Source organism: Rhodococcus sp. P4_B6 (genome assembly GCF_056402215.1).
In genome coordinates this window covers 1-985 of the sequence record NZ_JBFUHV010000463.1, presented here as the reverse complement: position 1 = coordinate 985, position 985 = coordinate 1, and the positions used below count along the sequence as shown (strand labels likewise).

Sequence of the window (985 nt, the reverse complement as noted above, 5' to 3'; positions counted from 1 at the left end):
GATGATTGATTCCTTGAACGGATCAGTGGTCGTAGGCGATCAATGATCGCTTGGCAGTGGCGCCGATGTTCCAGTTGTGCCAGATGCCGGCGGCCATCGCCAGCACACGCTGGGCGACGCGGGCGAACACCCCGTGCGTGGTACGGCCACCGTGTTCCTCCAGGCCAAGCTGCCCTTTCAACGTGTGGTTGACCGATTCGATCCACTGCCGCACCCCGCCGAGATTCCCGTTCTTGTACGTTTCGTCCTTACGGTCCGGGCGTAGCAGCTTCAGACCCATCGCGGCGGTGGTATCGGCGAACTGTGCGCCGGAAAAGCCTTTGTCGGCGAGCAAGATCTGCCCCGACCGAATCAGGTGATGATCGCGTTCGAGCAGCGCGGTCACCACCTCACGCTCACCGAGCTTCGGATTCGCCAGGCACCACATGATCGGCATCCCGTCGCCCGCACAGACCAGATACAGCTTCAGCCCCCAGTAGAAGCGCGAATGGGAAGCGCAATAGCCGTACCCGGCGTGTCCGGCCAGGTCCGATCGCTTCACCGTTTCACGAGACATCCCGCAGGGCACAGGGGTGGCGTCGGTGATCCACAGGTCGTCGAACCAGGATGGTGAGATCCGCGCCAGCGTCTGAATTGCCTTGCACAGCAACCCTCGTGCCGCCCTGACACGTTTGTTGTAGTCCGACTGTCCGGGAATGTAGGGAAACAGGGCACGCAACTCGACGCTGTGGTGGGCGTGCCGGATCCACCGGCGTTCACAATCGAACCCGAGCAGCATCTGTGCCACGGCCAGGGTGAGCAGTTCGGCATCGCTGAGCACGGGCCGCCGACCCCGACCGGTGCGGGGTTCGACGACATGATCGTCGATGAGCACATACAGTTCGGTCAGGAGGGTTTCCAGTTCTTTGGTCACGCTTTGATCTTGGAAACCCTCCGCCTACCACCCCCGCAGTGACACACCTTCAAGGAATAATCAACCATCTAG

At 61.4% G+C, this 985-nt stretch carries 1 protein-coding gene; it reads right to left on the bottom strand.

Going from position 1 to position 985, the window contains the following annotated elements:
* Positions 1-22 precede the first annotated feature (22 nt).
* On the bottom strand, positions 23-913 hold the full coding sequence (locus AC1DWT_RS51565; RefSeq protein WP_206012883.1) for an IS982 family transposase: 891 nt from the start codon (positions 911-913) through the stop codon (positions 23-25).
* Positions 914-985 lie beyond the last annotated feature (72 nt).